26 protein-coding genes and 1 tRNA gene are annotated in these 25,180 nt (G+C 52.8%); 13 read left to right on the plus strand and 14 right to left on the minus strand.

Annotated elements, in window-relative coordinates:
- The first annotated feature begins 9 nt into the window (after positions 1–9).
- Positions 10–249, plus strand: coding sequence for a DUF4060 family protein (locus ED901_RS11320; protein WP_122095958.1), 240 nt, complete (start codon positions 10–12; stop codon positions 247–249).
- On the plus strand, positions 249–1,298 hold the full coding sequence (locus ED901_RS25605; RefSeq protein WP_371414302.1) for an MT-A70 family methyltransferase: 1,050 nt from the start codon (positions 249–251) through the stop codon (positions 1,296–1,298). Before ED901_RS11320 ends, ED901_RS25605 begins: the two co-directional genes overlap by 1 nt.
- Positions 1,299–1,512: 214 nt before the next feature.
- Here the strand turns inward: ED901_RS25605 and ED901_RS11330 are convergent, their stop codons facing one another.
- Positions 1,513–2,628, minus strand: coding sequence for an HNH endonuclease signature motif containing protein (locus ED901_RS11330; RefSeq protein WP_122095959.1), 1,116 nt, complete (start codon positions 2,626–2,628; stop codon positions 1,513–1,515).
- A 482-nt stretch (positions 2,629–3,110) separates the two neighbouring features.
- Here ED901_RS11330 and ED901_RS11340 point away from each other — a divergent pair, with 482 nt between their 5' ends.
- Entirely contained in the window at positions 3,111–4,274 is a 1,164-nt protein-coding gene (locus tag ED901_RS11340) for a site-specific integrase (protein WP_122095960.1), read from the plus strand.
- 15 nt (positions 4,275–4,289) lie between these two features.
- Here the strand turns inward: ED901_RS11340 and ED901_RS11345 are convergent.
- A tRNA-Arg gene (locus ED901_RS11345) sits at positions 4,290–4,366 on the minus strand.
- A gap of 146 nt (positions 4,367–4,512) precedes the next feature.
- A complete protein-coding gene (locus tag ED901_RS11350) occupies positions 4,513–5,424 on the minus strand; it encodes an L-lactate dehydrogenase (RefSeq protein WP_122095961.1) in 912 nt (303 codons plus the stop codon).
- Positions 5,425–5,597: 173 nt separating this feature from the next.
- Here ED901_RS11350 and folD point away from each other — a divergent pair, with 173 nt between their 5' ends.
- Together folD and ybcJ are read left to right on the plus strand one after the other, a co-directional pair.
- Positions 5,598–6,470 (plus strand): bifunctional methylenetetrahydrofolate dehydrogenase/methenyltetrahydrofolate cyclohydrolase FolD, encoded by an 873-nt coding sequence (gene folD / locus ED901_RS11355; protein WP_056771390.1) that lies wholly within the window; start codon positions 5,598–5,600, stop codon positions 6,468–6,470.
- Positions 6,471–6,502: 32 nt separating this feature from the next.
- Positions 6,503–6,724 (plus strand): ribosome-associated protein YbcJ, encoded by a 222-nt coding sequence (gene ybcJ / locus ED901_RS11360; RefSeq protein WP_056771387.1) that lies wholly within the window; start codon positions 6,503–6,505, stop codon positions 6,722–6,724.
- Positions 6,725–6,819: 95 nt separating this feature from the next.
- Here ybcJ and ED901_RS11365 read toward each other — a convergent pair whose 3' ends face one another.
- Positions 6,820–7,878, minus strand: a complete 1,059-nt coding sequence (locus ED901_RS11365) for a DUF1176 domain-containing protein (RefSeq protein WP_240993914.1) — start codon at positions 7,876–7,878, stop codon at positions 6,820–6,822.
- Between the two features lie 280 nt (positions 7,879–8,158).
- Here ED901_RS11365 and ED901_RS11370 point away from each other — a divergent pair, with 280 nt between their 5' ends.
- Positions 8,159–9,334, plus strand: a complete 1,176-nt coding sequence (locus ED901_RS11370) for a hypothetical protein (RefSeq protein ID WP_122095963.1) — start codon at positions 8,159–8,161, stop codon at positions 9,332–9,334.
- A 93-nt stretch (positions 9,335–9,427) separates the two neighbouring features.
- Here the strand turns inward: ED901_RS11370 and nudK are convergent, their stop codons facing one another.
- Together nudK and ED901_RS11380 are read right to left on the minus strand one after the other, a co-directional pair.
- Positions 9,428–10,048 carry a GDP-mannose pyrophosphatase NudK gene (gene nudK / locus ED901_RS11375; RefSeq protein ID WP_122095964.1) on the minus strand — a complete coding sequence of 207 codons (621 nt, stop codon included), beginning with the start codon at positions 10,046–10,048 and terminating at the stop codon, positions 9,428–9,430.
- 70 nt (positions 10,049–10,118) lie between these two features.
- Complete coding sequence (locus ED901_RS11380; RefSeq protein WP_056771375.1) at positions 10,119–10,403, minus strand: helix-turn-helix domain-containing protein; 285 nt, start codon at positions 10,401–10,403, stop codon at positions 10,119–10,121.
- 303 nt (positions 10,404–10,706) lie between these two features.
- On the opposite strand from ED901_RS11380, the gene acrD reads away from it, so the two are divergent.
- Positions 10,707–13,862, plus strand: a complete 3,156-nt coding sequence (gene acrD, locus ED901_RS11385; RefSeq protein WP_056771372.1) for a multidrug efflux RND transporter permease AcrD — start codon at positions 10,707–10,709, stop codon at positions 13,860–13,862.
- A 194-nt stretch (positions 13,863–14,056) separates the two neighbouring features.
- On the opposite strand, the gene ypfM is transcribed toward acrD, so the two are convergent.
- Positions 14,057–14,116 carry a protein YpfM gene (ypfM, locus tag ED901_RS25610; RefSeq protein ID WP_112168684.1) on the minus strand — a complete coding sequence of 20 codons (60 nt, stop codon included), beginning with the start codon at positions 14,114–14,116 and terminating at the stop codon, positions 14,057–14,059.
- 199 nt (positions 14,117–14,315) lie between these two features.
- On the opposite strand from ypfM, the gene ED901_RS11395 reads away from it, so the two are divergent.
- The 4 genes from ED901_RS11395 to ED901_RS11410 are packed head-to-tail and all read left to right on the plus strand — an operon-like array spanning position 14,316 to position 16,701.
- Positions 14,316–14,699 (plus strand): ArsC family reductase, encoded by a 384-nt coding sequence (locus ED901_RS11395; protein ID WP_122095965.1) that lies wholly within the window; start codon positions 14,316–14,318, stop codon positions 14,697–14,699.
- A 1-nt stretch (position 14,700) separates the two neighbouring features.
- On the plus strand, positions 14,701–15,828 hold the full coding sequence (gene dapE / locus ED901_RS11400; protein WP_056771365.1) for a succinyl-diaminopimelate desuccinylase: 1,128 nt from the start codon (positions 14,701–14,703) through the stop codon (positions 15,826–15,828).
- Positions 15,829–15,839: 11 nt separating this feature from the next.
- Positions 15,840–16,505 carry a M15 family metallopeptidase gene (locus tag ED901_RS11405; RefSeq protein WP_205965099.1) on the plus strand — a complete coding sequence of 222 codons (666 nt, stop codon included), beginning with the start codon at positions 15,840–15,842 and terminating at the stop codon, positions 16,503–16,505.
- 10 nt (positions 16,506–16,515) lie between these two features.
- Entirely contained in the window at positions 16,516–16,701 is a 186-nt protein-coding gene (locus ED901_RS11410) for a YpfN family protein (protein ID WP_056771358.1), read from the plus strand.
- A 44-nt stretch (positions 16,702–16,745) separates the two neighbouring features.
- Here the strand turns inward: ED901_RS11410 and ypfH are convergent, their stop codons facing one another.
- From ypfH to dapA, 7 genes are all read right to left on the minus strand, one after another.
- The gene (gene ypfH, locus ED901_RS11415) at positions 16,746–17,390 is read right to left on the minus strand and encodes an esterase (RefSeq protein ID WP_122095967.1); all 645 of its coding nucleotides are present in this window, start codon (positions 17,388–17,390) and stop codon (positions 16,746–16,748) included.
- Positions 17,391–17,498: 108 nt separating this feature from the next.
- Positions 17,499–19,493 (minus strand): tRNA(Met) cytidine acetyltransferase TmcA, encoded by a 1,995-nt coding sequence (locus tag ED901_RS11420; RefSeq protein WP_122095968.1) that lies wholly within the window; start codon positions 19,491–19,493, stop codon positions 17,499–17,501.
- A gap of 1 nt (position 19,494) precedes the next feature.
- The gene (locus tag ED901_RS11425; RefSeq protein ID WP_056771350.1) at positions 19,495–19,947 is read right to left on the minus strand and encodes a DUF441 domain-containing protein; all 453 of its coding nucleotides are present in this window, start codon (positions 19,945–19,947) and stop codon (positions 19,495–19,497) included.
- A gap of 123 nt (positions 19,948–20,070) precedes the next feature.
- The gene (locus ED901_RS11430; RefSeq protein WP_056771347.1) at positions 20,071–20,949 is read right to left on the minus strand and encodes a neutral zinc metallopeptidase; all 879 of its coding nucleotides are present in this window, start codon (positions 20,947–20,949) and stop codon (positions 20,071–20,073) included.
- 224 nt (positions 20,950–21,173) lie between these two features.
- The gene (gene purC, locus ED901_RS11435; RefSeq protein WP_056771346.1) at positions 21,174–21,887 is read right to left on the minus strand and encodes a phosphoribosylaminoimidazolesuccinocarboxamide synthase; all 714 of its coding nucleotides are present in this window, start codon (positions 21,885–21,887) and stop codon (positions 21,174–21,176) included.
- Between the two features lie 56 nt (positions 21,888–21,943).
- Positions 21,944–23,023 (minus strand): outer membrane protein assembly factor BamC, encoded by a 1,080-nt coding sequence (bamC, locus tag ED901_RS11440; RefSeq protein WP_056771343.1) that lies wholly within the window; start codon positions 23,021–23,023, stop codon positions 21,944–21,946.
- 16 nt (positions 23,024–23,039) lie between these two features.
- Entirely contained in the window at positions 23,040–23,921 is an 882-nt protein-coding gene (gene dapA / locus ED901_RS11445; protein ID WP_056771342.1) for a 4-hydroxy-tetrahydrodipicolinate synthase, read from the minus strand.
- Positions 23,922–24,066: 145 nt separating this feature from the next.
- Here dapA and ED901_RS11450 point away from each other — a divergent pair, with 145 nt between their 5' ends.
- Both ED901_RS11450 and bcp read left to right on the plus strand, forming a co-directional pair.
- Positions 24,067–24,633: a glycine cleavage system transcriptional repressor gene (locus ED901_RS11450; protein ID WP_056771339.1), complete on the plus strand. Its 567-nt coding sequence runs from the start codon at positions 24,067–24,069 to the stop codon at positions 24,631–24,633.
- A gap of 25 nt (positions 24,634–24,658) precedes the next feature.
- Positions 24,659–25,132, plus strand: coding sequence for a thioredoxin-dependent thiol peroxidase (gene bcp / locus ED901_RS11455; RefSeq protein WP_056771336.1), 474 nt, complete (start codon positions 24,659–24,661; stop codon positions 25,130–25,132).
- The last annotated feature ends 48 nt before the right edge of the window (positions 25,133–25,180 follow it).

Below are 25,180 nucleotides of genomic sequence, written 5' to 3' on the forward strand. Positions count from 1 at the left end.
GAGAAAGCCATGCGTCACGTCATTCGCGGCAATCCGACGCCGCAAGAAAAGCAGGCAGCCGAAACCGCGCTGAGCTGCCACCAGCAGAAATACGGCGATTACGCCCGGCGAAAGAACAGCGAAACGTACCAGGTGCGCGTCGCGGGCCGGAACTACGCCATTGAGGTGATGAACCGGAAAGCGTCTTACGTGGCAACGGTCATGAATCACCATCGTTCACTTTCTAAAACATGCGGAGTACCGGTTTGATGTATCAGCTCATATATGCAGATCCGCCGTGGCAGTACAGTAATAAAATCAGCAACGGGGCAGCCGACGATCATTACAGCACCATGACACTCGAAGATATTAAACGCCTGCCGGTCTGGTCAATCGCTGCCGAAAACGCGGTCCTTGCGATGTGGTATACCGGCAACTTCGCCGCCGAGGCTGTCGAGCTGGCGCAGGCGTGGGGCTTCAAGGTTAAGACCATGAAGGGCTTCACATGGGTCAAGCTTTATGAGCAGGCGCGCGGACGTATTGAGCGGGCGCTGGCAGAGCAGACCATGATCGACTTTGAAGACTTTCTGGATGCACTCAGCGCCGAAACAGTCATGAACGGCGGCAACTATACGCGCGGTAATAGCGAAGATGTTCTTATCGCCACCCGCGGTGCCGGGCTCGAGCGCGTCAGCGCCAGAGTTAAACAGGTTGTTCACAGCTGCCGCGGCGAGCACAGCGAAAAACCAGCTGAAGTGCGCCTGCGTCTGGAGGAGCTTTATGGGTCAGTATCCCGCATTGAGTTGTTCAGTCGTGGTGACGCCGCTGGCTGGCATCACTGGGGCAATGAAAACCCGTTCAATGATATCGACCTGCTACCGGCGACGTTCACCGCTCTGGCGCCAGCGCGTAACTCTCGCGTCAAAGTGCAGATCGGGCATTATCTGGCGGTCACTGCTGGTGCATCACAAAAAAACCAAACCCAGATTAGTATAATAAATATTCCTTTGTCCCATATTGAGTCAGATCCAACACATCTCTCTCTTAAAAAGCGAAGAAAAGTGATGGGTGAAACCGAAATTCCCCTGACGAAAGAACAGATACTCGATAAGAGTGGTATTCAAGTTTGGGCTTGCGCCGCCGCTGCATTTGGTGATAAAGCGGAATTCACTTTCAATGAATCTAAATATGCACACTCATGGGCTGCAGATTCAATTGAACATCCAGAATATGTTGTAGTCCCCCCAGATAGAATTGCTAGGGCAGCAAGTCTTATCGATTCATTTAACGAAAATAAAACCTTAACGCATGGGGTATAACATTAACGAGAAATATTATGAGGAAGATGTCTAATACCGAGTGAGCTTTACAACAGATTAATATTATTCTAAAGAGAATAGAAAAAGCACACAATTTACTCAAATCATAGATAATCCCCCTAGGAGGCTCACAACAACATAAGAGAGTTGAGTGCCCAAATCCACGATCACTTGAGCAATCCAATTAATCCCTATTTTGTTAAAAATTAGATATTTAATCAGTCTCTATTATTAATAATTTTTCCATGAGTTTTTTGTTAATACAATCTCCATTTTCACCACTATGTATGTGTCTGTGGCAGGTTGGACAGATTGCTCCCACCCATTTAGGGTGATCAGGTCCCTCATCAGCTAATCTTTTCGTATGATGTGGTTCTAAATAGGGCTCACCATTTCGTTTCTTAAAAGGCGCTTCTTTATCGCAACACTCACAAATACCGTTTGCGCGTTTTAGTACATATCGCCGAACATCTTCACTACGCTTAAACCATGAAGCCTTAGTGTCGCTTGTTTGTTTGCTTCCTGTTGTTAATGCAGCTTTTAACGCTTTTTTACGCAACTCACTTAAAGATGACGATGGCGAGCCTGTATGGGTTTCGTTTACTAGATTAATCTCAACATCCTGAAAATAATCAACTGGCGTTAAATTAAAAATAATACCTATTCTATCTTTTCCTTTTATATCCTTACATTGTTTTTCAGCCCAAGTGTCACATTCGAACATTCCAGAGAATCTTACGCCAGCTTCTTTCTTTCGATCTTCGAATAGAAAAATATCTCGACCATTTTCCTTATGATCTCTAATAGCTTTATTCCCCTTAGAAAATACCATATTTCCGCTCTGACCTTCACCTGTATAAGAGAAAAGACCATCACTTGTCCAATCATCTTTATATCCATATAAAGATCCGGAATCACCGGAAAAAATAAATATTACAGAAAACTCCTTTGGAGTCCATATACCAGCTTGTAACTGACCGCCATATAAACTTAGGAGTTCTTTTCTTTGATATATCATACCTTTCTTTAAAAACTCTACAGGATGGGGCGTTTTAATAACTTTGAAACCTAGACTTGTTAATAGGGGTACTACAGTCTGGACTCCACCACTGAAATCTGTCGGCTTTAGTTTAACCCCAAATTGATGATAAAAAGCGGCAGCAACGATCGCTTTGGTATCATAACGTTCGTCGTTGTGTACTAAAAAGTATTTTCTAGAGTATCTGAAACCATAACTTTTAAGAAATACTTCTCTACCTAAAGAGTCACATTCCTCGATCGCTTTCATCACGGAAGTACGCGACGATAAATGGGAGTAGGTAAGATTCATTATAACTTCTCCTTCAGGAGTGAAAATTTTTGATGTAAATCTTATTGGTGACATTCTAATTTTTTGTTTGATTAAGTCATTACTTTTTTTAAAAAAAATTATTCAATCCTCTTCTGATTAAAAACTCATAACCTTTTGATTGTTCTACCATTCTACCTTCCACGAGTACATTTCAACCCACAAAGTTAATCTATCTCTTGATGGGTTCCAGTGGCTGTTTAGCGTGCTCATCAAACTGATAAATAGAGAGGTAGCCTTTTGAACAGATATGGGCTCACAAAAGCCGAAGCAGCTCAGTTTTTGGGTCTTTCTCTGCCCACGCTGACCAAATGGGTCAGAGATGGCCGCGTTCACGCCGAGCGCAAGGATCCATCGAAACCAAAGTCCCCTTACATCTTCACCCGGCAAGCATGTATTGCCGCACTGAATAAACCGATCAACACTGTCGCCGTGAGTGAGGGTGACATGCTCGAGGAAAAAACATGTCCATCTTCCGTAGAGGTAACATCTGGTACGCGAGCTTCTCGCTGCCGGGTGGGCAAAGACTTAAAGAATCTCTTGGGACAGCGAACAAGAGGGAGGCTCAGGAGCTGCACGACAAAAGAAAATCAGAGCTCTGGCGAATAGACCGGCTCGGCGATTTTCCTGACGTCACTTTTGAAGAGGCCTGTTTAAGGTGGTTGGAAGAACGGGCTGAGAAGAAATCTCTGGATGATGACAAAAGCCGGATGGGATTCTGGCTGATGCATTTTGAAGGGGTGAAGTTGAAGGATATTACCGAAGCCAAAATCTACACGGCGATTAGCAAAATGGTTAACCGCCGGGCAGCGGAAAACCATCGACTGCATTCACAATCATTGGCGAAAAGAGGGATCGAAGCGCCAAAGTATGAGCGCCAGACTGTCAGCACAGCGACGAAGGCTAAGCACCTTGCTCTGATGAAGTCGCTTTTGCGCGCAGCAGAGCGCGATTGGAAATGGCTGGAAAAAGCCCCAGTGATAAAAGTCCCTCAGGCAAAAAATAAGCGCGTCAGATGGCTCGAACCAAATGAAGCGCAGCGCCTGGTTGATGAATGTCCTGAGCCTTTAAAATCGACGGTGATTTTTGCGCTGGTTACCGGCCTGCGCAGATCCAACATCGTTAATCTCGAATGGCAGCAAATCGACATGCAGCGAAAGGTCGCATGGATACACCCGGAAGAAAGCAAGTCAGGCAAAGCTATTGGCGTAGCCTTGAATGATACCGCCTGCAAAGTGCTACGTGAACAGATTGGCAACCATCAAAAATGGGTATTTGTTCACACCACGGCAAGCAAGCGCTCTGACGGGTCAGTAACCGCGGCAGTCAGGAAATTGCGTGTCGATTCGAATACAGCATGGCGTTTGGCTTTGAAACGAGCTGGGATCGAAAACTTCCGCTTTCACGACCTGAGACACACATGGGCAAGCTGGCTGATTCAGGCCGGTGTCCCGTTGTCAGTTCTTCAGGAAATGGGCGGCTGGGAGTCGATCGAGATGGTACGGCGATACGCGCATCTGGCGCCGAATCATTTAACGGAGCACGCGAAGCAGATAGACGCTATTTTCGGGGTTTCTGTCCCAAATCTGTCCCACTCGCAAATTTCAGAGGGAACGACTGACAGTTAAGTGATTGTTTTTGAATGGTACGCCCTACAGGGCTCGAACCTGTGACCTACGGCTTAGAAGGCCGTTGCTCTATCCAACTGAGCTAAGGGCGCATTGCTTGTCCCATTCGGGAGCGTTGCGGGTTCGGATTATACGGGCAGACCGGGATGAGTCAATGGCTTTCGAACTCTCTGCTTAATGCCTGAACAATTTCAGGTTATTCCCGGCCTGCCCCGCAGCGGAATGTGATGCGTCTGGACTATTTTTCAGACTTCAGCGCCGCGGCAATCACGCGTGCAGAAGCATGGTATGCCACGCCTTCGTAAACGGTCAGCTCTGGCCGCAATGTCTGAACCACGCCGTTTTTGCCGATCACCGCAGGCTGGCCGATGTACACGTTCAGCTCTTCATCCCACGCCGACACCAGATATACGCTGTGCGCGTCAGATAATATCGCGTCCACCAGACGGGCCGTTGCCGTGGCAATGCCGAAACTGGTCCAGCCCTTGCCTTGCAGGATTTCCCAGCCACCGCCGCGCACGGCGTCCTGCATGCTGGCCCAGTCAACGTCACGGTCGCCCGCCAGTTGGGCCACCGGACATCCGCCCACAGTCACGGTGCTCCAGGCGACAAACTGTGATTCGCCGTGCTCACCCATCACGTAGCCGGTGACGCTTTGGGGGTCGATATCGAAGAATTCGCCCACGACGCGCTTCATGCGTGCGGTATCGAGCGACGTGCCGGTGCCGAAGACCTGAGAGTGCAGGAAGCCGCTGGTTTGTTGAATAATCTGGGTAATGACATCGCACGGGTTGGTGATGTTGACGATAACGCCGCCAAAACCGCTGGCAATCACGCGCGGGATCACTTCACGCACGGCGGCGCGCGTCTCTGCCAGTTCTTCGAGGCGATCTTCACGCAGCAGCGTTTTCGGGCCGACGGCGATGACCAGCACATCTGCGTTGTGCAATTCGCTGTAATCGTTGGCGATTATCTTAACGCGTGACGCGGTGAGAGATGCCATGTCGCGCAGTTCGAGTGCCTGACTGCCCGCCTTTTTTTCGTCTTCATCCAGCAAAACAATCGTGTCGCACAATCCCTGTGTGACCAATGAAAATGCAACGTCAGCCCCTACGTGGCCTGCGCCTATAATCCCGACTTTACGTGTCATGGGTTCCTTTCCTGATGATTTTAAAAGACCTGTTTCTAAAATAGACACTTTTTTAAGCACTGTCTCAGTGAATTTTCGAACAAGTAATTCGCATTCAACGCCTGACAGCGCCCGCCGCTTCTGACAAAATAGGCGCATCCCCTGCATTTTTTAATTGATGGATTTATTCCCCGATGGCAGCAAAGATTATTGACGGTAAAACGATTGCGCAGCAAGTCAGAAGCGAAGTGGCGGCGCGTGTGCAACAACGACTGGCGCAAGGTAAACGCGCTCCCGGCCTGGCCGTGGTGCTGGTCGGTGAAAACCCGGCATCACAGATTTATGTCGCCAGCAAACGTCGCTCATGCGAAGAAGTCGGCTTCATCTCCCGCTCTTACGATTTGCCCGCCACCACCTCTGAAGGCGAACTGCTGAAACTGATCGACGATCTGAATAACGACGGTGAAATCGACGGCATTTTGGTGCAACTTCCGCTGCCAGCGGGCATCGATAACATCAAGGTTCTGGAACGTATTCATCCGGACAAAGACGTCGATGGCTTCCATCCGTATAACGTCGGACGCCTGTGTCAGCGCGCTCCCACGCTGCGCCCTTGTACGCCGCGCGGCATCGTCACCCTGCTCGAACGTTATGGTATTGATACCTTCGGGCTGAACGCCGTAGTGATCGGCGCATCGAACATTGTGGGCCGTCCGATGAGCATGGAACTGCTGCTGGCAGGTTGCACCACTACCGTCACGCACCGCTTCACTAAAAATCTTCGTCATCACGTTGAAAATGCCGATCTGGTGGTAGTGGCGGTCGGTAAACCGGGCTTTATTCCGGGTGAATGGATTAAACCGGGTGCGATTGTCATTGATGTCGGTATTAACCGTCTGGAAAGTGGTAAAGTTGTCGGCGATGTGGAATATGATGCCGCCGCTGAGCGTGCTTCCTTTATCACACCGGTGCCGGGCGGCGTAGGCCCGATGACGGTCGCGACGCTGATTCAAAATACCTTGCAGGCGTGTGAGGAATATCATGACATCAGCGCCATTAAGTCTTAATTCATTCGTACCAAACACAAAGTCAGGAATACATGGAAACTTTTTTTCTCGAAAAGCACCCGCACGTTGAACTGTGCGACCTGCTCAAATTTATGGGCTGGTGTGACAGTGGCGGTTCCGCTAAGTCGGTCATCGCTGAAGGCCAGGTGAAGGTCAACGGTAAAGTAGAAACCCGTAAGCGCTGCAAAATCGTTGCCGATCAGCAAGTCGAATTCGCCAGCAATATGGTTGTCGTCAAAGCGTCTGTTGAATAACGTTTCAACGACGCAGACCGCGATAAAAGAAAATGCCCTGAAAGCGTAAGCTCACAGGGCATTTTTTTATCCGCAACATAACGCCGCAGCGAGAATTAAGGCGCCTGGGTCACCCACAGAACCGGCCATTCTCCGCCGCTGCTGTAGCCGTCACAGGCGGGTTCAGACGAAAATGCCGCCAGCCTGAACGCTTTGCCATCAAACACCCAGCGCGAGGCGACGCCGCAATCTCCGATCCCACGGCCTTTATCATAGGTCGAAAGCATGCCGGTTTTCGGGTCGAAATCTGCGTTAATCAGCTCGGGCGCCTGTTCATCCTCACCCAGTTTGAACGGCATGTTCAGCGCGAGATTTTCCATTTTGTAAGGTGCCTGACGCGATACCACAAATCCCAGAGCAAACAGATTGTAAGCCCCCATGTCGCAGTTGACGGTCATCAGCGCCTTCTCGTTGCTCAGGGCGAAAATATGCACTTCACGTTCTGAGGGATCGAGGCTGCAATCATTGTTCTCAATGGTGGTCGCAGCGTTCTGCGTGATGGCTGAGATCTCACTCTCGGACAAGGCGTGCGGTTCACTAAAACGTGGCAATACCGGCGCGACCGGCGCAGGTGGCACGGTATTCGCCGGTTTCGTGCCCCGGCTGGCCCAGGCCGTTTTGGTGCCGACCCGCCCCTGCTGGGCATCGATGGCCAGCAGCACCGCTTTCAACCCTTTAAGCGAAATCATCGGTTTCACCGGTTGCGCGGGATCCGATTTACCTGCCAGCTGAATGCTGCTGCCTTCACGAATGGCGGCGATGAAATCATTGACTACCAGACGGTTACTGCCCGAAAGGTGCTTTTTACTGATATCCCATTCGCGGTGATTAAAACTCAGCGTTTTTCCGTTCATCTGCAAACGCCCGGCAATCGGCGCATCGCTGCTTTGCTCGTCGCTGTTACGCTGGTAATCAATACTGAGGGTTGATTTGCCCTCCGGCCCGGCTTCGCGGGTGATTTTCATCACCAGTTCCTGACCATCCTGACTGTTGCGCGCAGCGCAGTGGTTCAGGTTATCGCAGCTCACCTGCCAGTCGTTATACATTGCCTGTATCGGCTCGGCCTGCACGCTAAAAGCCAGCATTCCGGCCAGCAGGCATAAAGGGGAGGTCATCCATCTGCACATTATGAGTCTCAGCTCTTCTCTAAGTTATCTCCCTGATAATAGCGTAACCTCCGCCGGGAGACTGCTAACAAACCAGCATTTTTTTATTCGAAATTAGAAAGAGATACCTTTCCCGATGGCTTTTTTGGGCAAACGATAATTTTTTTCTACTTATCAGATCACGTAATGGTGACGTAACGAAACTTTCAGTACACTGGCTTTCGCACGTCATTGCCTATAACGAAAAAATAATGGCGCAAAGGATGATTTATTTCTCTGGGAGATACTGATGAAGTTGTGGATTTGGTTGATAGCCCTGCTTGCATTGCCTGCTCTGGCTGAAGAGCCACCTGTGGTGTATTCCGGTACGCTGGGTAAAACCAGTATTGTGGTCGAGCTGGATTTAAATAAACCCGATGAAGTGACGGGCCGTTACTTCTATCAAAAATACCGTCTCGACCTGCCGCTTAATGGCTCGCTGGACGGGCAGGAGCTGAAACTTCAGGAAGGTCTGGATGATTTTGATGACACCCCGCGCCCTGAGTTTTCCCTGACCAAAGATGAGAAAGGCAACTGGCAAGGGAGCTGGACCAATCCGCAAGGCAAAACCTTGCCGGTGAAACTGCAACCTGCGCAGTTACCTGCCGTCACCACCGATGATGCCTGGCTGACCGCACTTGCTCACATCGAACCTTATGAGTTTTTACGCCTTTCAGGCCTGCAGCTGACCGCCGGTAAAAGCGAAAATTTCATGGGGTATCAGCTGCAATGGTGGACGGAGCCGCAATCCAAAATTACGTTGTTCGAAATTGCCTCCGGCTACCCTGATGCCGAGCTGCACGCGATCAATCAGAAGCTGCGCACCCGCCTGTGGCAGGAAGTCAGCGGCTGGCATGCCTGTATGCTCGGCGCAAGCCGCTTCGGTCAGGGTGAATATATGCAAACCGTGACGCCGAAATACCTGAGTAAAGACATCGTCAGTATCAGTATTTTCACCTCTTACGATTGCGGTGGCGCGCACCCTGATTTCGGTGAAGCGCCGGTGAATATGAATGCCAAAACGGCAGAATCGCTGACGCTGGAAGATGTGGTCTGGGTCGGCGAAGGTGCCCCTTTCCATTATCTCAATGCAGAAGATGGCGTCTCCACCGGGAAAAATGATGTCGATTTCGACACCTTTGCTCAGTATCGCGACAAGAAATGGGCACCCTGGCTGGTTAAAGAGCTGACGCTGGCGCATCCGGCAGAAATGAAGAAACCGACCGAAGAAAGTGATGACGATTGCGATTACTCGCAACCGGAAATCTGGCAGTTCCCGGCGTGGTATTTCACCCCTGCCGGGCTCTATTTTGATCCGAGTTTTGCCCGTGTTCAGCGCTCGTGCGAAGGGCCTGAATGGTCGGTGCTTCCGTGGTCAGCGATCAAGAAGCAGGCTGGCACCACCGCGGTCGCCACGGTGCAGTAACGCTTTTAGCGTCATGCAAAAACAACAAAGGCACCCTCGGGTGCCTTCTTCATTCTTAAGTGCTGAAATGAGTGCTGAACGTACCGGAACGGTTCAGGCCATCCATCCCTGAATCTGGGCGTATTGCAACAGCATGATGGTTTTACCGTCTTTGATACGCCCGTCTTTGATCATGGCCAGCGCCTGGCTGAACGGCACCTCAAACACATCGATGTCTTCGTCCTCGACCCCACCGCCGGCGTTCTGACGCTGCGACTCATCATATTCCGCCGCGAAAAAGTGCACGATTTCCGTCACGCTGCCCGGCGACATGTAAGCCTCGAACAGTTTATCGACTTTACCGACTGCAAAACCGGTTTCTTCGATCGCCTCTTTACGGATGCAATCTTCCGGGGAATCGTTGTCCAGCAGGCCCGCGCAGGTTTCCAGCAGCATTCCGGTGCTGTTGCCGTTGACGTAGGTCGGCATACGAAACTGTTTGATCAGCAGGACGGTTTTTTTGATTTTGCTGTAAAGAAGGATCGTCGCGCCATTCCCACGGTCATACACTTCACGGGTTTGCGGCTGGCGTTCGCCATTGCGTTTGATTAAGTCGTAGGAGAATTTACGCAGAACATACCAGTTGTCAGAGAGCAACTCGCTCTGGACATTTTCGATTCTGGAAGATGTTGGGTCAGATGCTGTTTCTTGAGAAAAAGTGTCGTGAGATGACATTCAATGCCCCCGCTCAGAAGTGGTGAGAGAAGCCAGGCATCATAGCCGGATTCTACTTCTCCCGCCATACTCAACCCTGCGCTATTGCCGCGATAAGCTGTTCGCGGTGGCGTTCAATCCATTGCCTGTCCAGTGGCCCCCAGCTGGAAAGCTGGTAGTAGCCGTCATTATTGCGTATTCCCTGCTGGATAAAATCCAGTTCAACGCCCATTCCCGGCAGCGCTTTCAGTACATCCTGCAAGGTGCGGCGCGGCCAGCCGGTGATTTCCATCAGCTTCGGCACGTTGGGTTTTTGTTCGTTGTCCAGCAACCAGCAAAGGTAGAGGCGGCGGGCAAACACCGAATTTAACATCATGTTGAACGCTCCGGGCGTTGTCATTAAAAGGATCCATCAAAAGCGTAGACTGTCTGGTGAAATATAACCCCGTGTTCAGGTGGGCTTTTTTACATTATCTCCTTTATTTCTCCACGTTTTATTCGCCCTGAGAAGGTAAAGTGCTTAGACGTAGAACGACACTCTAACATTCACTCCGTCCTGTTTGGACAGTACTGCCGCTGGGAAAATCTTCTCAGTGGATTTTTTTGTCAGATTACTGACATTCTGTTTGTTTGCTGATGTGAGTCACTCCCGCCAGAGTGATAACGAGGTTTTTGACGCATGGCCAATTTTTTCATCGATCGCCCGATTTTTGCCTGGGTATTAGCGATCATTCTGTCTTTGTCCGGCGCACTGGCGATTTACTTTTTGCCGGTCGAACAATATCCCGATCTCGCCCCTCCTAATGTTCGCATCTCGGCAACATATCCCGGCGCATCAGCACAAACATTAGAAAATACGGTTACCCAGATTATCGAGCAGAACATGACCGGCCTCGACAATCTGATGTACATGTCTTCGCAAAGCAGTAATGACGGTAAATCGCAGATTACACTGAGTTTTACCGCCGGGACTGACCCGAATGAAGCGCTGCAACAGGTGCAGAACCAGCTGCAACAGGCGCTGAAACGTTTGCCGCAGGATGTGCAAACGCAGGGGGTGACCGTCTCGAAAACCGGTGATACCAACCTGATGATGGTGGCGTTTGTCTCCACCGACGGCAGTATGGATAAGCAGGATATCGCCGATTATGTGGCCTCGAACATTCAGGATCCGCTGAGCCGCGTGGACGGCGTTGGCAGCATTGATGCTTACGGTTCACAGTACGCCATGCGGATCTGGCTTGACCCGGACAAACTCACTAATTACCAGCTGACCACTGCCGATGTGGTCACCGCGATCAAAGCGCAAAACAGTCAGGTAGCGGTCGGGCAGCTTGGCGGCGCACCTTCTGTCGATTTCCAGGCGCTGAATGCCACGATCAATGCGCAATCGCAATTACAGACGCCGGAGCAATTTCGCCAGATCACGCTGAAAGTGAATAAGGATGGTTCGCAGGTCAAACTGGGTGATGTGGCAGAAATTGGTCTGGGGGCTGAAAACTACAGCCTGCTCAGCCGCTACAACGGCCAGGCCGCGTCCGGTATGGGGGTAAAACTGGCGTCCGGCGCGAATGAACTGCAAACCGATAAAGCGGTGCGCGCGCGCCTTGAAGAACTTTCGCATTACTTCCCTCACGGCCTGAAAGCGGAAGTGGCGTATGAAACCACGCCGTTCGTTAAAGCGGCGATCACTGATGTGGTGAAAACGCTGTTTGAAGCCATCGTGCTGGTGTTTCTGGTGATGTACCTGTTCCTGCAAAACTTCCGCGCAACGCTGATCCCGACCATTGCCGTGCCGGTGGTGCTTCTCGGCACTTTTGCCGTGCTGCATCAGTTCGGCTACAGCATCAATACCTTAACCATGTTTGCGATGGTACTGGCGATCGGCCTGCTGGTGGATGATGCCATTGTGGTGGTGGAGAACGTTGAGCGCGTGATGAGCGAGGAAGGCCTCAGCCCCAGAGACGCTACGCGTAAATCGATGGGGCAGATACAAAGTGCGCTGGTCGGTATCACCCTGGTGCTCTCCGCCGTGTTCGTGCCGATGGCGTTCTTTGGTGGCACCACCGGCGCAATTTACCGTCAGTTCTCCATCACGATTGTGTCAGCGATGGTGCTGTCGGTGTTTGTCGCGCTGACGCTGACACCGGCGCTGTGCTCAACCCTTCTGAAACCTATTGCGAAGGGGCATCATCACGGCAAACGCGGCTTCTTTGGCTGGTTTAACCGCATGTTTGACCGCAACGCGCGCCGCTATGAAAACGGCGTGGCGGGGATTTTACGCAACAGCCTGCGCTGGATGCTGTGTTATGCCGCGCTGGTCGCGTTGCTGGCATTTATGTTTATTAAGTTACCGACCTCGTTCCTGCCGCTGGAAGACCGTGGTGTCTTCACGGTTCAGGTGCAGTTACCGCCGGGTTCGACACTGCAGCAAACGCAAAAAGTGGTCGAGAAAGTCGAAAACTACTTCCTGAAAACCGATAAAAAAGATGTGCTTTCGGTGTTTTCCACCATCGGCGCAGGGCCGGGCGGTAACGGGCAGAATGTCGCTCGTATGTTCGTGCGCCTGACCCCGTGGGATGAGCGTACAGGTGCGGATGACTCCTCCTTTGCGCTGATTGAAAAGGCCACCAAAGAATTCAGTAAGATTACCGAAGCCAGAGTGATCGCCAGCAGTCCGCCGGCCATTAACGGCCTCGGCAGCGCCACCGGTTTCGACATGGAATTGCAGGATCACGCCGGGCTGGGCCACGCGGCACTGATGTCAGCGCGTGATCAGTTGCTGGATATGACCGCCAAAGACAGCAATCTGATCCGCGTGCGTCATAACGGTCTGGATGACAGCCCGCAGTTGCAAATCGACATCGATCAGGTCAAAGCGCAGGCGCTGGGGGTGTCGATCACAGATATCAACAGCACGCTGAGCACCGCCTGGGGGTCGACTTACGTCAACGACTTTGTTGATCGCGCCCGCGTCAAAAAAGTCTACGTTCAGGCCGGTGCAAAATTCCGTATGCTGCCGGACGATATTAACCGCTGGTATGTCAGAAACGCCACAGGAACCATGGTGCCGTTCTCCGCGTTTGCCACATCATACTGGCTGACAGGCTCGCCGCGCCTTGAGCGCTACAACGGATATTCCGCGCTGGAGATTGTCGGGGAACCGGCAGAAGGCGTCAGCAGCGGTACGGCGATGGATACCATGGAAAAACTGGTGGCGAAATTGCCGACCGGGATTGGCCTCGAATGGACCGGGCTGTCGTATCAGGAGCGTTTATCCGGTTCACAGGCGCCTGCGCTGTATGCCCTTTCCCTGCTGGTGGTGTTCCTGTGTCTGGCGGCACTTTATGAAAGCTGGTCGATTCCGTTCTCAGTCATGCTGGTGGTTCCGCTCGGCGTGCTCGGTGCGGTGATTGCCACCTGGATGCGCGGGCTGGAAAACGACGTGTATTTCCAGGTCGGGATGCTGACCATCATCGGGCTGTCGGCGAAAAACGCCATTCTGATTGTCGAATTTGCCAATGATCTGAACGTCAGGGGCCGGGAACTGTTAGAAGCTACGCTGGAAGCCTCGAGAATGCGCCTGCGCCCTATCCTGATGACCTCGCTGGCCTTTATTTTCGGCGTACTGCCGATGGCGACCAGCACCGGCGCAGGTTCTGGCAGCCAGCACGCGGTGGGTACCGGCGTCATCGGCGGGATGATTTCCGCGACCGTGCTGGCAGTCTTCTTCGTGCCGTTGTTCTTCGTGCTGATCCGCCGCCGGTTTCCGGGGAAAACCACGGAACCGGTGATAGCCGATATCGTTGAGACAGCACCGGCAGAACTCAAATAACGGTAAAAAAAGTCGACAAAAAAGGCGTTAATGAGAATTAACGCCTTTTTTATTATTGATTTACTGGCTGTGAGAACCGTCGCTAACTGGACGTAATGGTCTTCCTGAACAAACGTTTTTTATAATGACGTGCTGACACTGAGAATAAATCTGTGTGCTTTACCGGCTATGTTTTTACTGTCACGGTGTGGCTGTTACGCGTTCAACATACGGTCGATAAAGTCTTTCCAGTTTCCTAATTCTTGCTCTAACATTTTGCTCCCCTTGATTGGACGAGGGGATTATACGGTTATATTTTAAACAAACAAATTATACCGACCGCTTATATAACCTGGATCACAATCCCGCCCCGTCTGGATCCTGCCCGCGTTTTGCCTCATTATGTGCCCTATCCTCGCGCCCGCATTCTGTGCTGGTGAAAAGTTCATAATTACTGACAGGTTACGTTTTTCTATGGCAACGACTTCGGCTTCAGCCCCATTTATTCTTTATGGCATTAAAAATTGCGATACCGTGAAAAAAGCCCGTCGCTGGCTGGAAGAAAACGGTGTCAGTTGCCAGTTTCATGATTACCGGGTTGAGGGGCTGGATGACAGCCTGTTGCAGAACCTGATCGACAAACAGGGCTGGGAAGCGATGCTAAACACCCGTGGCACCACCTGGCGCAAGCTCGATGAAGCAACCCGCGCAGGCTGTGACAATGAAGCCCGCGCTAAAGCGGTGATGCTCGCGCATCCGGCTGTCATCAAACGCCCTTTTTTACTGGCACCCAATGGCCAGTCTCTGCTGGGATTTAAACCAGAGAGCTATCAGCAATTCCTTGCGGAGGTAAAATAACATGAGCTGTCCCGTTGTCGATCTTGCCCAACAGTTGATCCGTCGTCCGTCACTCAGCCCGGACGATGCAGGCTGCCAGGAGATCATGATCGCCCGCCTCGAGGCCATTGGTTTCCACGTTGAGCCGATGCATTTTGGCGATACCCTGAATTTCTGGGCGACGCGCGGTGAAGGCAAAACGCTGGCCTTCGCCGGACATACCGACGTGGTGCCGACCGGCGATCATAAACTCTGGGTCACCGGCCCGTTTGAACCCACCCTGCGCGACGGCATGCTTTATGGCCGCGGCGCGGCGGACATGAAAGGTTCGCTGGCGGCGATGGTGGTTGCAGCAGAACGCTTTGTGGCCGCCAACCCGCATCACAAAGGGCGACTTGCCTTTCTGATTACCTCTGACGAAGAGGCCAGCGCGGTCAACGGCACGGTAAAAGTGGTCAATGCGCTGATGGAACGTAATGAACGCCTGGATTATTGTCTGGTCGGTGAGCCTTCCAGCACGACCCGCGTGGGTGACATTGTGAAAAATGGCCGTCGCGGTTCCATGACCGCCAACCTTCACGTTCACGGCGTTCAGGGCCACGTAGCCTATCCGCATCTGGCTGACAATCCGGTGCATCGCGCCATGCCTGCGCTGAACGAACTGGTGGCTACCCTGTGGGATAATGGCAATGAATTCTTCCCGCCAACCAGCATGCAGATCGCCAATATCAATGCCGGTACCGGCAGCAACAATGTCATTCCCGGCGAGCTGTATGTGCAGTTTAACTTCCGCTTCAGCACCGAACTGACCGATGAAATCATCAAACAGCGCGTCGCCGCGCTGCTGGACAGCCATAATCTGCAATATACCCTGAACTGGGTGGTGTCCGGCCAGCCGTTCCTGACCTCACGCGGGGCACTGGTCGAAGCCGTGGTTAACGCGGTTCGTCACTACACTGAGATGACTCCCGAGCTGCAAACCACCGGCGGAACCTCCGACGGACGCTTTATCGCACTGATGGGCGCGCAGGTGGTCGAACTGGGGCCGGTAAACGCCACCATTCACAAAATCAACGAATGCGTTCATGCCGCCGATCTTCAGGTTCTCAGCCGAATGTATCAGCGCATCATGGAGCAGTTAGTCGCATGATAACCCAAGAGATGCTGACCGGACGCTCAACCGCTCACCTGGTCACATTGGGCGACGGGACACACCGTTTGCAGCCAGAGGCAGCGGAGGCGTTTGCCCGGATGCAGCAGGCAGCGCGTGAAGCGGGATTTGATCTCCAGCCAGCCAGTACCTTTCGTGATTTTGATCGCCAACTGGCTATCTGGAATGGAAAATTTCGCGGTGAGCGACCAGTATTAGATAAGGACAGCCAGCCAGCAGACGTCAGCGGATTGTCTGCCGCACAGCGGTGCGAACTGATCATGCGCTGGTCGGCATTGCCGGGCGCCAGCCGCCACCACTGGGGCAGCGATCTGGATGTGTACGATCCGCATCGGGTGCCTGCCGGCCAGACGTTACAGCTGGAGCCGTGGGAATATGAGCAAGGCGGGTATTTTTATTCGCTGAACAACTGGATGTCAGACCATATGGCGGAGTTTGGTTTTTATCGTCCGTATGCTGAAGACCGTGGCGGGGTAGCTGTTGAACCCTGGCACCTGAGTTATCGCCCGCTGGCGCAGTTGTGTGCATCACAACTGACGCCGGAGGTGCTTATCAGTGCATGGCAAGGGCAAGATGTGGCGGGTTCTGACTGGGTTATCAGTGAGATGGCCACCCTCTTCCCGAGATTCATCGCCCTACCAACAAACAACATTTAAGGAGCACGCCATGGAGTGGATTAAAGATTACTGGTGGATCATTTTGATCATTCTGATTGGTATGTTGATCAGCGGTGTGAAGGAACTGCGGCGCGTTGATGTGAAAAAATACCTCAACGACAAACCCGAAATTCCACCGCATCGCGATAATAATGCCGAGTGGGACAAAGATGATGAATGGCCGAAGAAGAAGTAAAAGCAGTTAAAAACGAAGGCAGCCAAACTGGCTGCCTTTTTTGATCAATGCACCGGTGGCTCGTCATTCTGCAAATGCGAAATGGCGGTGTTGATCATGTGCGAATCCAGCCCGTGCGCCATGCCCGCCTGAATATTCAGGGTACAGGCGCAGCTTAAAGCGTTGAGCCGTTCGGCCGCACTTCTGGACTGGAACGGATTGATCACCGGATCCTGCTCGCCGTGAATAAAATGCACCACAGTGCCTGCCGCAATGGGTTTTTCCGGCAGATTAGCGAAACGGCCACTGAAAGCGATAATGCGCGAAGCGAGATGTTCTTCCACTTTGGTGGATTCCAGCGCCATGATGGTGCCCTGTGAAAAACCGACTAACGTGGTATTTTCAGGAGTGACACCGGTTTTTTGCTGCCAGTCGCGGACAATCTCAATAAACAGCGGCATCGCGGCATCAATACGCGGCTGGCGGTTTTTCTCCGTCACGCCCTGTACAGAGAACCACTGAAACCCACGGCCAAAGTCACAAATATCCGGGCTGCCGACGCTGACGACCTGAGCCTGCGGGAAAGAGACGGCGAAAAACTTGCCAATTTCACCCATCGAAATCGGGTTATCGCCCACGCCGTGAAATAATAAAATCAGCTGGTTAGCACGCGCTTCCGGCTGCTGGACGATAATCTGTTCTGAGCTCATGGGTTTCTCTCGTTTTAGGTTAATGGCGTCACTATACGCCGCCTGCCGGTGAGTGAAATCGGGTTTTATTGAATGAGTCTTTCCATTTTTTGCAATGAAATCTGCCCGTTATTCCCTCCGTCCGCAGGCTTTGAGTGCCTGCTGCGTTTCCTCTCGCCAGCGGGCGAGCAGCGCCCTGCGGCCGGTTAGTTGCAACATTTGCACGATTTCCGCGGTGCTTTTTCCCTGTTGTAACCAGGCACGCAGCGCCTGCAGCGGCAGCGGGCTGGACATCAGCAGGCGGCTGAGGGCGGGAAGACTGCTTTGTGCAGGACGATGCGCGAAGGCAAATCCGGCCAGTTCGCGCCAGTCGGCGTCATTCATTCGGGTGTCACCCTCAGGCGGGAACGGCAGCCGGATATCGGTCAATGTCGACAGCCAGCGCCAGTCACGGTGAAGCTGATTTAATGCTGCCTGAGCCAGTTCATGCCCCGCAGAACTGAGCGGTAATATCGCCATCGCGGCATAACATCCGCTACTGGCTTCTTTCTGCGTGCTGATACGCGCAAGCTGAAAACCGGCCTGACGCCACAGCGCGGCAAGTTCTTCGGTATAACCGAAACTCACCGACAGAAAATCCAGCCCCGCCTGCTGCGCACACTTTTGCTGTTCCGCCAGTAAATGGCGGGCGATCCCCTGCCGCCTCAGTGCCGGATGTACCGCAATCCGGCTGACGCGCCGTGAACGTAATACGGCGGCTTCGGGGAAACCTGCGTGAGCCGCGAGCGACTGCGCCACCAGATTGCCGCGCGGACGCCGCCGCCCCGCCCAGACGTCCTGCGCCAGCGCCTCGCTAAGTCCGCCCTCATCCACCAGCCACAGCGCACCGGTTAACGTCGGACCTTGTCTGGCGGCGCTGAAGGTCATCCCCGGCGCATCCAGTAAACGACGCAAATCCAGCGGTGAAGTGCGGTAATGCGCGCTGGTCAGCAGGCCGTAAAAATCCTTTAGCAGCGCGGGCTCCTGACACCAGCGAGCGGCATCAACCGGGAAAATTTCCGGCGTTTCACCGGTGTTATGCACGTCTGGCAGATGTTCTTCAAACAGCAGCAGTTCGCTGATCAATGGCTCGAGCGGATCCTGTTCCGACCAGCGTATCGGTGCGCGCAGCCGCAGATCGTGCCATTGCGGCAGTGATGCACAAAACTTCAGCAAAAAACCACGCCCGGTGCCTTCGTAACCCTCCACCGTGGTGGTAAGCAACACACGCGGGAAAACTTTGACCATTACCGAAAGCATCGGCGCAGGGATGGCTGCGGCTTCGTCGATAATCAGCCATTCAGCGCCGTTGACCGCCCCTTCGCGACACAAGGTCAGCAGAGCATCAGGCGCAATAAACCGTACCGACTCCGGTGCATGACAAAGAATGTGATCAACCGAACGTTTGCCCGGCGCCGTCACCCAGCAGGTGCCCGACCACTGCGCAGTCAGCATACCTGCCAGCGTTGATTTGCCACGGCCACGAGGCGCAGTCAGCACCCACACACCGGATTTTGCCTGCATCAGCCGTTGCAGAATCGTCTGCTGCTGCGGCGTTGGCTGACCATCTGGCGGCAGCCACCGCGCCGCAACGGGCAACGGGGAAAGTTCAAAATCGGTGTCTTGTCTGCACAGTGCAACGTGCTGCGCGTTTTGCAGCAAACGCTGAAAACGATGGATAAAACGGGGCGTGGCGATCGGTTGCGGCTGTTCACTCCAGCGCAGGCTGTCGCTGTCGGGCTGTTGCGCCCAAAGCTGCCAAGGCGGCACCAGCAAAATCAGCCAGCTTCCGGCTTTCAGCGTGCCGGAAAATGCAGCCAGTGCCTCGACATCCAGCCCGCTGCGCGCATCAAAAATGCCGTGTAAAACGTCCTGACCCAGCAGCGTCCGGGCCGCAGAGGCTGAGCAGGCGTTCACTCCGGCGGGCGGCGAATCACTGAGCCACACCCAGTCGCCTTCGCAGCCTGCCGATAAATGTCTGGCCTGTTCTTCACACCAGCCCGCTTCCCCGCTAAACACCAGTAAACGCCGCACACCCTGGTGCTGCATCTGATGCTGTAATGAGGTCAGGGACGCGGCGGGCATGTCAGCTTTTCCCTACCAGCATCGACAGTAAACCGGCGGCGATCAGCGGCCCGACCGGCACGCCTTTAAACAGCGCGACGCCGAGCACGGTGCCGACCAGCAAACCGGCAACCAGATGGGGCTGCGTTCCCATCAGCGTCAGACCGCGCCCACCCAGCCACGACACCAGCACGCCGACCAAAATAGCGGCGATAGATTTCCAGTGCAGGAAGGAATGCACAATGGTGCTGGCACTGATTTTTCCGCTGGCAATAGGCGCCATCACTCCGACAGTCAGAATGATAATGCCGATGGTCAGGCCGTATTTTTCTATCCAGGGGAAGAAGTTGTTCAGCGGCGTGATACGTACCGTCAGCAGGAAAAACATCGCGATAGTCACCGCGCTGTTGTGACTGATAATGCCGAGCCCGGCAAACACCAGTAAGATCAAAAGGGTTGGATCGAGAAAAGCCATAGCGTTCCCTGCGTTTTCCTGTCAGGAAGTAAAAAAGGCTCCGGGGAGCCTTTTGAATCGGTCATTGATTATTGAACAGTTTTTGCAGCCAGACCAGAACTGAATAGCCTGCATTTGGCAGAATCAGCGGCTGGCGAAGGTGTTGCACTGATCGGGATTACCAGTATCGAAACCGCGCTTGAACCAGGTATACCGCTGCTGAGATGTGCCGTGCGTAAAGCTGTCCGGCACCACGCGCCCCTGGCTTTGCTGTTGCAGACGGTCATCGCCGATCGCCTGCGCGGCGTCCAGCGCCTCTTTCAGATCGCCCTCTTCAAGCACATTTTGTTGCTGCATGGCATGGCCCCAGACGCCGGCGTAGCAGTCAGCCTGGAGTTCCATTTTCACCGACAGCTGATTCACCGCCGCCTGCGATGCGCCCTGCTGCATCTCGCGCACCTTGCGTTCAATGCCCAGCAGATTTTGTACGTGATGGCCGACTTCGTGCGCCACGACGTAACCCTGTGCAAAATCACCGCCCGCGCCCAGTTTGTTCTGCAGTTCCTGATAGAAGGAGAGATCGATATACACCGTGCTGTCCGCCGGGCAGTAGAACGGCCCCATCACCGACTGGCCGGTACCGCAGCCGGTGCGGGTTGCGCCACGGTACATCACCAGTTTCGGTTCGCGGTAAGTCATCCCCTGTTTCTGGAAGATTTCTTTCCAGGTGTCTTCCGTAGAAGCGAGGATCACCGAGGTGAATTTCGCCTGCTCATCATCTTTCGGGCTGATGGATTGCGATTGTGTCTGCTTTTGCACACCACCTGACTGCCCGCCATCGATAAGCGGTGTCAGATCAATGCCGTAATAACCGGCGACCAGCACCACGATAATAATCACGATGCCACTTTTCCCACGGATCGGCAGACGCATTCCGCCACCGCCCGGACCACCACCGGAGTTGGATCCCTGTCCGCGTCTGTCTTCCACATTGTCGCTTTCGCGACGCCCTTGCCAACGCATACTCCACCTCCAGACTGTTTTTATAAAGACTAGCCAGCGCGCGCGGTTAATACCATCCGCGCAAGGACGTAATTTTAGGTCAGAAGGCATTAAATGAAATAAAACAGTGGGGAAAAGGGGAAATTAAATGTGCAGGAAGAAATCGGGTGGCACAAATACCACCCGGTTTGATACAGCCCCGCTACGTAAACGATTGCGCGTCAGGGCTGAAAACTGACTGACGATCAGTCCAGTTTCACACCGATGCGGCGAGCAACTTCTTCGTAGGCTTCGATCAGGCCACCCAGACTCTGGCGGTAGCGATCTTTATCCATCTTGTTCAGGGTTTCTTTATCCCACAGGCGGCTGCCATCTGGCGAGAATTCATCACCCAGTACGACTTCACCGTTGAACAAACCGAACTCGAGTTTGAAATCGACCAGAATCAGACCGGCATCATCAAACAGTTTGGTCAGCACGTCGTTGGCTTTGTAGCTCAGCTCTTTCATCCGTGCCAGATGCTCTTCGTTCACCCAACCGAAGGTTTTGCAGTAAGACTCATTGATCATCGGATCATGCATCGCATCGTTTTTCAGGAACAGATCGAACAACGGTGGATTGAGTACCAGACCTTCTTCAATGCCCAGACGTTTTACCAGCGATCCTGCAGCACGGTTACGGATAACGCATTCAACCGGGACCATATCCAGTTTTTTCACCAGCACTTCGTTGTCAGACAGCAGGCGTTCCATTTGTGTAGGAATACCGGCTTCTTCCAGCTTAGCCATGATGAAATGGTTAAATTTGTTGTTAACCATGCCTTTACGGTCGAACTGCTCAATACGCTGACCATCCAGTGCTGACGTATCGTTGCGGAATTCCAGCACCAGCAGGTCCGGGTTTTCTGTGGTGTAGACGGTTTTCGCCTTGCCGCGATACAACTCAGCTAACTTTTGCATCTTTACTTACTCCAGTGGAAAAAACAGATGTAAAAAGGGGCCGAAGCCCCTTGGTATTATTTTGCACTGCTCTGGCTAAATGCGGCCTGCATGACCGCCACCATCGCGTCGTTCTGCGACTGGCTGAGAGCATGTCCTTTTGGATCAAGGAACTGCAAGCTACTGCGGTTGTCGAGGTCGCCAACCTGAAGTTTGTAATCACCGGATGACAGACCCGGATCTTTCGCACCCAATGTCTGCCACGCATCGTCATTCAACGGTTTGTAGGTGACGGATATTGTGCCCTGCGGACGGCTGCTGTCGGTCACTTTCATGCCGGCTTTCGCCAGGGCATTCGGCAAGCGATCCCACACCACGCCATAGCTGGTACGCACGATCAGCACCGGCAGGCCGGTATCGTCTGCGCCGCTTTGCACGTCGATCTCGCCAACGCGACGATTATCGAGACGGGCTTGCGTATCCTGCTGCACTTTATCCAGATTTGCGGTGATGGAGTTCATCATCTGGCTGTTATAACGCTGGATTTCAGCCGATGTGGTGACCGCTTTATCCTGCTGTTTCAGTTCAAGCGTTTTCACGGTCAGGGCTAACTGGTAGCTCTGCTGTTTCACGCTGATCTGATAACGGCCCTGATACTGGAAGTCTTCATCTGCACGATTCCAGTTAACGAAATCAGTGGTCAGCGTCTGGTTAGCATCATCACGGTTAGCGATGGTGTAATTGTTTTGCTGAACGGCTTTCACCACGTTGTTCCACAAATCACGGTTCTGAGCAGTGTTTTCCAGCAACACGGTACTGCTGTCGCCGGAGAATTGCGTTTGTGAACCATTCAGCAAGGCCAGAGGCTGCATCGGTGGACGGATGTCGAGCTGTTTGCCCACCGCACCTTGCATTGCACCGGCCTGAACATCGTACGTTCCGTTCTGTACAGGCAGAATCATCCCGGCAGGGGCTTTCAGCTCATGCAGGGCGGGTGCATCCAGATAGGATTCATCGCCGCTCACCTGGCGCTTGTAGCGCTGGTCGCTTGAACAGGCCGCCAACAGCATGATCAGGGAAACCCCAACCACTTTCGCTACGGCTGATTTCTGCAATCGGGTCATCTGGAAACTATTCTTGTCAAATAAAGAGGCCATCAAATCTTCCTAAGAGTTACAGCAAACCGGCGCTTTTTAATGCGTGTTCCACGACCGGACGGGCAGCATCTGTTAACGGCGTCATAGGCAGACGCAGAGTATCTGTTGCCATCAACCCCAGTGCCTTACAGGCCCATTTCACCGGGATTGGGTTTGCTTCTACAAACAAATTCTGATGCAACGGCATCAGGCGCTGATTCAGGCGACGCGCTTCGGCAAAGTTGCCACATGCCGCCAGTTCACAAAGTTGAGCCATTTCACGCGCAGCCACGTTGGCCGTCACAGAAATCACCCCTTTGCCACCGAGTTGCATAAAGTCCAGACCGCTGGCGTCATCGCCGCTCAGCAGAATGAAATCTTCATCATCAACCAGCACTTGGATCTGACTAACACGACTTAAGTTCCCTGTTGCTTCTTTAACAGCAACAATATTCTTTAATTTGGCTAAACGCGCGATGGTCGGCGGCAACATATCGCAGCCGGTACGTGAAGGCACGTTGTAGAGAATTTGTGGCAGAGAGGTGTTTTCAGCGATGGCTTTAAAGTGCTGAAACAGACCTTCCTGAGTCGGACGATTGTAATATGGGGTGACTGTAAGACAGCCCACAACGCCACTCTTTTCAAAACGTTGCGTCAGTGAAATCGCTTCGGCGGTGGCGTTTGCCCCAGTGCCTGCGATAATAGGAATGCGTCCATCGGCCAGTTCCAGCGTTTGCATGACCACGTCACCGTGTTCGTCATGACTTAACGTCGCCGACTCGCCTGTTGTGCCAACGGAAACGATCGCCGCAGTACCACTGGACACATGATAATCAATCAGTTTTTTCAGACTCGCGCGATCGACAGCACCTTTGGCGTCCATCGGCGTAACCAGTGCAACAATACTTCCCGTAAACATTGACCTTCCCCTCCACAAACAGGTCACTCATGGTACTTTTGACACCACTGCAAAAGCAAGCAAACAACGTGTTGTAAGCGCTTGTCCGGCGGTTTTTTTTATGTTTACCTTGGGAATACTCCCAAGCACGACAGGAAGACCCATTTTGCCGCAGCCACAACAACATTATCTGGTTATCACCGCGTTAGGTGCCGATCGCTCAGGTATCGTCAATACCATCACCCGCCAGGTCAGCAGCTGCGGCTGTAATATTGAGGACAGCCGGCTGGCGATGCTCGGTGATGAATTTACCTTCATCATGCTGCTTTCGGGCAGCTGGAACGCGATTACGTTGATTGAATCGACACTGCCGCAAAAAGGCGCCGAGCTGGAATTGCTGATCGTGATGAAGCGCACCAACGCGCCGGAACGCCCGCCGATGCCAGCGACCGTATGGGTGAAAGTGGAAGTGAAAGACTCCCCGCACCTGATCGAGCGTTTCACGGATTTATTCGATACACACCAGATGAACATTGCAGAACTGGCGTCAAAAACCCGTCCTGCTGAGGGCACAACGCCCGCCCAGCTTTCCATTCAGATGACGGCGCACAGTGCTGCTAATACCGATCCGGTAATTATTGAACAAGCCTTTCATCAGCTATGTACAGAACTGAATGCGCAAGGCAGTATTAACGTCGTCAGTTATTCTGAGAATGAAAATAAACTGCAGTAATCGCTAAGAGATACGGAGAAAGACAATGAGCCCACTGAAAGCCGGTGATCCTGCGCCGCAATTTAGTTTACCCGACCAAGACGGTGAACAAATTAATCTGGCCGACTTCCAGGGACAGAGAGTCCTGGTTTATTTTTATCCAAAAGCTATGACCCCTGGCTGTACCGTACAGGCCTGTGGACTGCGCGATAACATGGATCAGTTGAAAAGTGAGGGTGTGGAAGTGCTGGGCATCAGCACGGATAAACCTGAAAAACTGTCGCGTTTTGCTGAGAAAGAGCTGCTGAACTTCACGCTGTTGTCCGATGAAGATCATCAGGTTTGCGAGCAGTTTGGCGTCTGGGGTGAAAAATCCTTTATGGGGAAAACCTACGACGGTATTCATCGCATCAGCTTCCTGCTTGACGGCACTGGCAAGGTCGAGAAAGTGTTCGACGACTTTAAAACCACTAACCATCATGACATCGTGATGGCCTATCTGAACGAGAAGTCCGCCTGATAACTCACGGGTGACCCACGTTCATAAAAAAAAGCGCAGACGCGCTTT

Origin of the sequence: Rahnella sp. Larv3_ips, from assembly GCF_003697865.1 — a bacterium.
Classification (GTDB): domain Bacteria; phylum Pseudomonadota; class Gammaproteobacteria; order Enterobacterales; family Enterobacteriaceae; genus Rahnella; species Rahnella rivi.